6 protein-coding genes are annotated in these 7,298 nt (G+C 71.3%); 3 read left to right on the top strand and 3 right to left on the bottom strand.

Features of this window, described 5'->3' with window-relative positions; all coding sequences use genetic code 11:
* On the top strand, window positions 1-594 hold a 594-nt coding region (locus AOZ53_RS32775), incomplete at its 5' end, for a PdxA family dehydrogenase (RefSeq protein ID WP_197286556.1).
* Window positions 578-1,291: a 4-hydroxythreonine-4-phosphate dehydrogenase gene (locus AOZ53_RS32770; RefSeq protein WP_156333602.1), complete on the top strand. Its 714-nt coding sequence runs from the start codon at window positions 578-580 to the stop codon at window positions 1,289-1,291. The genes AOZ53_RS32775 and AOZ53_RS32770, both read left to right, overlap by 17 nt.
* A gap of 49 nt (window positions 1,292-1,340) precedes the next feature.
* On the opposite strand, the gene AOZ53_RS32765 is transcribed toward AOZ53_RS32770, so the two are convergent.
* Complete coding sequence (locus AOZ53_RS32765; protein WP_054435468.1) at window positions 1,341-3,032, bottom strand: methyl-accepting chemotaxis protein; 1,692 nt, start codon at window positions 3,030-3,032, stop codon at window positions 1,341-1,343.
* A gap of 168 nt (window positions 3,033-3,200) precedes the next feature.
* The gene (gene phrB / locus AOZ53_RS32760; protein WP_054491025.1) at window positions 3,201-4,619 is read right to left on the bottom strand and encodes a deoxyribodipyrimidine photo-lyase; all 1,419 of its coding nucleotides are present in this window, start codon (window positions 4,617-4,619) and stop codon (window positions 3,201-3,203) included.
* A 303-nt stretch (window positions 4,620-4,922) separates the two neighbouring features.
* Here phrB and AOZ53_RS32755 point away from each other — a divergent pair, with 303 nt between their 5' ends.
* Window positions 4,923-6,371, top strand: coding sequence for a CoA transferase (locus AOZ53_RS32755; RefSeq protein WP_082385870.1), 1,449 nt, complete (start codon window positions 4,923-4,925; stop codon window positions 6,369-6,371).
* Window positions 6,372-6,466: 95 nt separating this feature from the next.
* On the opposite strand, the gene AOZ53_RS32750 is transcribed toward AOZ53_RS32755, so the two are convergent.
* On the bottom strand, window positions 6,467-7,006 hold the full coding sequence (locus tag AOZ53_RS32750) for a peroxiredoxin (protein WP_054435473.1): 540 nt from the start codon (window positions 7,004-7,006) through the stop codon (window positions 6,467-6,469).
* Between the last annotated feature and the right edge of the window lie 292 nt (window positions 7,007-7,298).

The raw sequence follows: 7,298 nt of genomic DNA, 5'->3' as shown, positions 1-7,298 counted from the left end.
CCCGGCCATACCGAGATCCTGGCCGAGCGCGGCGGCGCGCGGCGCGTGGCGATGATGCTGGCCAATGACGCCATCGCCACGGTGCTGGTCACCATTCATTGTTCGCTGCGCCAGGCCATCGAGCGCGCCGACTTCGAGGCGCAGTTGTCGGCGATCCGGCTGGCCCACCAGGGCGGCCGCGCGCGCGGCGCGCCGGCGCCGCGCGTGGCGGTGGCCGGCCTGAATCCGCATGCCGGCGAGGGCGGCCTGTTCGGCGACGAGGAACGGCGCATCATCCGGCCGGCGATCGAGGCCGCGCGCCGCGAGGGCATCGACGCCAGCGGCCCGTGGCCCGGCGACACGGTCTTCATGCAGGCGCGGCAGGGGCGCTTCGACGTGGTGGTGGCGCAGTACCACGACCAGGGCCTGATCCCGGTGAAGTACCTGGGCCTGGAGCAGGGCGTGAACATCACCCTGGGGCTGCCGTTCGTGCGCACCAGCCCCGATCACGGCACCGCGTTCGACATCGCCGGGCAGGGCATCGCCGATCCCGCCAGCCTGCGGACCGCCATCGACCACGCCTTCCGGCTCGCCGCCCATGCGGCATCCCTTTGAACCTCCTATCATCCTGGACATCATGCCCGCCGACTTCATCTTCATGCTGACCCGCAACGACCGCACCGTGGCGGACGCCGACGCCCACCTGGACACGGCGCTCGCGTGCGGGGTGCGCCATATCGGCTTCAAGGACATCGGCCAGCCGCCAGCGGTCCTGCGGCGGCTCAACGCCGCCATCCGCGCGGCGGGCGCGCGCAGCTACCTGGAAGTGGTGTCGCAGGACCGGGACAGCGAGCTGGCGTCGGTGCGCGCCGCGCGCGAACTGGAGGTCGACTGTCTGCTGGGCGGCACGCACGCGGCCGACGCGCTGCCGCTGCTGGCCGGCTCGCCCATCCGCTATTACCCGTTTCCCGGGCGGGTCCATGGGCATCCCAGCATCCTGGGCGGCACGCGCGAGGAGATCGCGCGCAGCGCCGCGCGGCTGGCCGGCCTGCCCGGCGTGCATGGGCTGGACCTGCTGGCCTACCGCGCCGACGTCGATGTGCCGGCGCTGATGGCGCAGGTGTGCGCGGCGGGCGCGCCGGTGATCGTGGCCGGCTCGCTCGACACGCCCGAGCGCATCCGGGCGGCGTGCCGCGCCGGGGCGGCGGGGTTCACGGTGGGCACGGCGGCGCTGGATGGCCGCTTTCCCGCCGCGCGCGCCGGTCTGGCGGGCCAGTTGGCGGCGATCCAGGCGGCCGCGGCCGGCGCCTGAACCGGGGGCTGATCCGGCGCCTGCGCCCGACTCCGCGCCGCCGCGGGCGTTACGAGGCGCGCCGTTCCAGCAACGGCTGCCCCTGGCGCGGCGCGGGTATCAGCGCCGCCGGCGCCGGCGCGGCGGCGCGCTTGGGCAGCACGGTCTGGGCCCCGGCGATGCGGAACACCTCGATGGCATGGCGCAGCTGCGCGCCGCGCGTGCGCAGGTTGTCCACCGCCAGGCTGGCCTGCTCGACCCGCGCCGCGTTGCTCTGCGCGGCGCTGTCGGTCTCCGAGATGGTGCGGCTGACGTTGTCGATGCCGGTGTGCTGCTCGTTCGAGGTGGCCGCGATCTCGTTGACGATCTGGGTCACCTGCCGCACCGACTCGACGATGTCCAGCATCGCTTCGCCGGCGCGCTCGACGTGGCGCACGCCATCCTCGACCTTGTGGTTCGACGCCTCGATCAGTTCCTTGATCTCGCGCGCGGCGGTGGCGCTCTTCTGCGCCAGGCTGCGCACTTCGGACGCCACCACCGCGAAGCCCTTGCCGGCCTCGCCGGCGCGGGCCGCCTCGACCGCGGCGTTCAGCGCCAGGATGTTGGTCTGGAAGGCGATGCCGTCGATGATGCCGACGATCTCGCTGATGCGCGAGGTGCTGTGCACGATGCCCTGCATCGCCCGCACCGCGTCGTCCACCACCTGTCCGCCGCGCTTGGCCACGTCCGAGGCCTGATTGGCCATCTGATCGGCGCCATGCGCGTTGGTGGCGGTCTGCTTCACCGTGGACGCCAGTTGTTCCATGCTGGCGGCGGCTTCCTCCAGCGAGGCCGCCTGGCGCTGCGTGTGGGCCGACAGGTCGGCGTTGCCGTCGGCGATCTCGGCGGCCGAGGTCAGCGCGCTCTCGATGCCGTTGTGGACGTCGCGGGTGATGCTGACCAGGCTCTTGCGCATCACCTCCAGCGAGAATTTGAGGGCGCCGATCTCGTCGCGGATGCTGGCGGGCGGCAGCGGCGTGCTGAGGTTGCCGGCGGCGATCTGGCGGGTGAAGTCGGTGGCGGTCACCAGCAGGCCGGTGATCGAGCGGGCAAAGCCCCAGCCCGAGGCGAAGATCAGGATCACGCCGCTGGCCAGCATGGCCGCCGCCAGCGCGATTTCCTCGGTGCTCATGCGGTCGAGCATGCCGTACAGCGCCACGCCGGCCGCGCCCAGGAACAGCGTCGAGGCCAGCATGGCCCAGGCCAGCATGCGCGAGCGCACGCCGGTCAGGCGCCAGATCTTGAGCCGCGCCAACACGCCGCGCAGGCCGGTCGGCTTGACCTGGCCGCGGCTGAGCCTGAAGCCGCGCGCGGTGCCGGCGCGCAGTTGCCGGTAGGCGGCGTCCGCGGCCTCGATCTGGGCGCGGGTCGGCTTGACCCGCACCGAGGCATAACAGACCGTCTCGCCGCGCTCGATGATGGGGGTGACGTTGGCCAGCACCCAGTAGAAGCCGCCGTCCTTGCGGCGGTTCTTGACCACGCCGGTCCAGGATTCGCCGCGCTGGATGGTGCGCCACAGGTCCTCGAACGCCTCTTCCGGCATGTCGGGGTGGCGCACGATGTTGTGGGCGGCGCCCACCAGCTCCTCGCGGGTGAAGCCGCTGACCTCCACGAACGCGGGATTGGCGTAGATGATGCGGCCGCGGGCGTCGGTGCGCGAGATCAGGTACTGCTCGTCGTGAAGCGTGTATTCCTTGTCGTAGACCGGCTGGTTGTTGCGCATGCGTCTTTCGTCCTCTGATGGGCGGGGGCGTGTTGCTGCTGCCGGATCATCGGGGACGGGCGATATCGCCGGGTTGATCTACATCAAGATATTTTGAAACGATGCGAAACGTAAACGGCCGCAAAAGGTCGCGGCCGTGATGTGATGGACGATTTTGGCCGGCGCGGCTCAGGCCTTGGGCAGGTTGCCGAAGGCTTCCAGCGCGCGCAGGCGGCTCTGCGGCAGGTCGACGATGGGCAGGGGATAGCCGGCCGCCGCGCGCTCCATCGGGCTGGGATCGTGGATGGCGCTGTCGTCCAGGTGAGCCAGCTCGGGTAGCCATTCGCGCAGGAACGCGCCGCGCGGATCGAACTTGCGCGATTGCGACAGCGGATTGAAGACGCGGAAGTACGGCACCGAATCGGCGCCGGTGGACGCGCTCCATTGCCAGCCGCCGTTGTTGGCCGCCAGGTCGCCGTCGACCAGGTGCGCCATGAACCAGGCTTCGCCCAGGCGCCAGTCGATCAGCAGGTTCTTGGACAGGAACATGGCCGTGACCATGCGCAGCCGGTTGTGCATCCAGCCCAGCGCCAGCAGCTGGCGCATGGCGGCGTCGACGATCGGCAGGCCGGTGCGGCCCTGTTGCCAGGCCGCGAGGTCGTCGGGCGCGTCGCGCCACGGCACCGCGGCGGTTTCCGGCTTCATCGGCCGGTGCATCGACAGTTCGGGGCAGGCCGCCAGCAGGTGCTGGTAGAACTCGCGCCACAGCAGTTCGTTGATCCAGGTGGCGGCGCCGGCGTTGCCGCTTTCCAGCTCGCCGTGGTTGGCGGCCTGGGCCGCGCGCAGGGCCTGGCCCGGCGACAGCACGCCGGCCGCCAGGTACGGCGACAGGCAGCTGGTGGCGGGCAGGCTGGGGAAGTCGCGCTCGTCGCGATAGGCGTCGATGACGCCATCGGCGAAGGCGTCCAATCGGTCGCCCGCGGCGGTCTCGCCGGCGGGCCACAGCGCGCGGATGGCGTCGCTGGCGGGCGCGTAGCCGTCGAATGCGTCGGGCAGCGGGTCGGCGCGCCAGGCCGGCGCGGTTTGCGGCTTGGGCGCCGGCACCGCGCGCAGCGGCGCGCTGCGCAGGCGTTCGCGGCAGGCGCGCGCATACGGGGTATAGACGCGGTAGCAGTCGCCCTTGCCGGTCAGCACGGTGCCCGGACGCAGCAGCGACGCGCCGTGATGCAGTGTCCAGTCGATGTCGGCCTCGGCCAGGCGCTGCGCCACGGCGTCGTCGCGGCGGCGCTCGTTGACGGCCCATTCGGTGTTGGCGTGGACCTGCGCGATGTCGTGCTCGCGGCAGAAGCCGACCAGCGCATCGGGCGCCTGGTCCCAGGTGTCCAGAGTCAGCAGCTTCAGCGGAATGCCCAGGCGGCCCAGGTCTTGCGACAGTTCGCGCAGGTTGCGCAGCCAGAAGTCGATCTTGGCCGGCGCCTCGCCGTGGCGGCGCCATTGTCCCGGCGCGGCGATGAACAGGGCGGTGACCGTGCCCGCCTGCGCCGCGGCCGCCAGGGCGGGGTTGTCGTGCAGGCGCAGGTCGGTGCGCAGCCAGATCAGGGTATGCATGGGAGCGGTCGGTCCGGAAAAGGGGCGGCGGGGAGGGCGCGGCAAGGCTGGCATTCTATCGCGCCGGCCGGCGCGTTCGCGCGGGTCCGGCAGGCTGCCCACACCATGTAAAAACTACGAGTAGATGTGACGGCGCCGGCGGCGGGCGGTTCGCCGGCGGGCGCAGGGGCGGCGCGCGCGGGCCCCGGGAAATCGGCCGAAACGCCGGTCAAACCATGAAACACGCTGGCGCTCCCGGCATATTGACGCGGCGGCGGCCAGCGCCATGTAATCATTCAACGACAAAGTAAAAAGACAAACGCCATGGGACATCTGATGGATTTCCGCGCGTCCTTCCTGAGGGGACGCTCATCCGCCACCAAGACGCCACGCGACGTCTTGCAACAGCTCTGGCGCTCGCTCGACCTGCCGGACGAGTCGCTTGAGCACGCGGTGCTGACTGGCGCCGAACCGGTGCTGCCATCGTCCTTCGCGGTTGGCACCGCGGCGCAGGTCAGCATGGCGGCGGCGGCCCTGGCCGCGGCCGAGATCTGGCACCTGCGCGGCGGCGAGCGGCAGCAGGTCGGCGTGGATATGCTGCACGCCGCCCAGGAATGCCGCAGTCATTTCCTGATCAACGGCGCCGCGCCCGATCCGCGCGATCCGATCACTGGCGTCTACCGCTGCGGCGACGGCGGCTGGGTCCGCATCCATGCCAATTTTCCGCATCATCGCGATGGCGCCCTGGCCTTGCTGGGCTGTCCGACCGGCGACGGCGCCACCCGCGAAGCGGTCGAGCAGGCGCTGGGCCGCTGGCGCGCGCAGGACTTCGAACAGGTGGCGGCGGACGCCGGCATGGTGGTCACCGCGATGCGCAGTTTCGATGAATGGGACCGCCATCCCCAGGGCCAGGCGATCGCGGCGCAGCCGCTGCTGACGATCGAGCGCATCGGCGAGGCCGATCCGCGGCCCTTGCCCAAGTATGGGCACGATCCGCGCCCGCTGCAGGACATCCGCGTGCTGGACCTGACCCGCATCATCGCCGGTCCGGTCTGTGGCCGGGCCCTGGCGGCCTACGGCGCGGACGTGATGCTGGTGAATTCGCCGCACCTGCCCAATATCGCCAACCTCATCGACACCAGCCGCGGCAAGCTGTCGGTGCACGCCGACCTGGACACCGCCGATGGCCGCATCGCGCTGGCCAACCTGCTGCGCAGCGCGCACGTCCTGGTGCAGGGCTACCGTCCCGGCGGCATGGCCGCGCTGGGGTTCGGTCCGCAGGACGCGGCGCGCCTGCGGCCAGGCATCGTCTACGTGTCCTTGACGGCCTATGGCGCCACCGGCCCGTGGGCCAACCGGCGCGGCTTCGATTCGCTGGTGCAGACCGCCGCCGGCTTCAACCATGCCGAGGCCGAGGCCGCCGGCCAGGAAGCGCCCCGGGCGCTGCCGATGCAGATCCTGGATCACGCCTCCGGCTACCTGATGGCGTTTGGCGCACAGGTGGCGCTGGCGCGCCAGGCCACCGAGGGCGGCAGCTGGCATGTGCGGGTGTCGCTGGCGCAGACCGCGCATTGGCTGCGCACGCTGGGCCGCGTCGAAGGCGGGCTGAACCGCGCCCTGCCGGGCTTCGAAGGCCTGATGGAAACGGAGGCGTCGGGATTCGGCGAGCTGATCGCGGTGCGCCATGCGGCGCAGTTCTCGCTCACGCCGGCGCGCTGGACCCGGCCGTCCAACCCGCCCGGCACGCATCCGACGGTGTGGCCGTTCCATTGACGGCAGCGCGGCCGCCGGTCCTGGATGGGCCGGGGCTTCCGGGGGAATGAAAAAAGGGAGGGCTTCGGCCCTCCCTTGTTTTCACGGTGGCGGCGTTATTTCTTGCCGGCCTTCCAGTCGCGCAGCGCCTTCATGGTGTTGGTGACGTGCGCCTCGGGATTCATGTTGGTGTATTCGTACAGGATCTTGCCTTCGGGCGAGATCACGTAGGACACGCGCTGGGCGCGGTCGGGCCGCGCGTCCAGCACCGCGTCGTAGGCCTTCATGATCTTGCCGTCGCCGTCGGCCGCCACCGCGAACTTGCTGCGGCATTCGCTGACCGAGAATTTGTTCAGGGTGTCGATGTCGTCGGCCGAGACGCCGATGACGGTGGCGCCCAGCGACTTGTATTCGTCGGTGGCCTCGGCGAAGTCGTGAGCCTCGATGGTGCAGCCCTTGCTGAAGGCGGCCGGGTAGAAATACAGCACCACCGGCCCCTGCTTGAGGGCCTCGGCCAGCTTGAAGGTGAAAACGTTGCCGCCGAGCGAGGCCTGGGTGCTGAAGTCGGGGGCGGGCGCGCCGACGTTGAGGGCGGCGTGGGCGGCGGTGCCGGCCAGCAGGCCGCAGGCGAGGAACAGGGGGGCAAGGCGCTTCATGGGTGTCTCCGGTGAACGGTGCGCGGTAAGGCGGCGTCAAGGTTTCCACTGTAGCCGCGCCGCCCGCCGGAAGCCAGCCCGAAGGTTGTCAGCGCGGTGTCAGTCGATGCGATGTCGGACCGCTTCGGGTGGTCGATCCGGGGGCGGCCGGCGTGGCTGGCGCGGGATCGAGGCAGACCCCGCACGGGCCACGCGGCTGGGCCGCGCGGCCCGGTCGTCATTCGCGGCCGCGTTCGTGCGGCGCGCCGCCGCGGTCGCCGCCGCGCGGCGCCTCGTGGCCTCCCTGCGGACG

Source organism: Achromobacter sp. 2789STDY5608621 (genome assembly GCF_001299375.1).
GTDB classification, from domain to species: Bacteria; Pseudomonadota; Gammaproteobacteria; order Burkholderiales; family Burkholderiaceae_B; genus Achromobacter; species Achromobacter insuavis.
This window is presented reverse-complemented; position numbering and strand designations above follow the sequence as displayed.

Excerpts from the sequence above, each read along its gene's own strand:
- phrB (WP_054491025.1), bottom strand. The coding sequence starts at position 4,619 with ATGCATACCCTGATCTGGCTGCGCACCGACCTGCGCCTGCACGACAAC.
- AOZ53_RS32770 (WP_156333602.1), top strand. The coding sequence starts at position 578 with ATGCGGCATCCCTTTGAACCTCCTATCATCCTGGACATCATGCCCGCC.
- AOZ53_RS32765 (WP_054435468.1), bottom strand. The coding sequence starts at position 3,032 with ATGCGCAACAACCAGCCGGTCTACGACAAGGAATACACGCTTCACGAC.
- AOZ53_RS32750 (WP_054435473.1), bottom strand. The coding sequence starts at position 7,006 with ATGAAGCGCCTTGCCCCCCTGTTCCTCGCCTGCGGCCTGCTGGCCGGC.
- AOZ53_RS32755 (WP_082385870.1), top strand. The coding sequence starts at position 4,923 with ATGGGACATCTGATGGATTTCCGCGCGTCCTTCCTGAGGGGACGCTCA.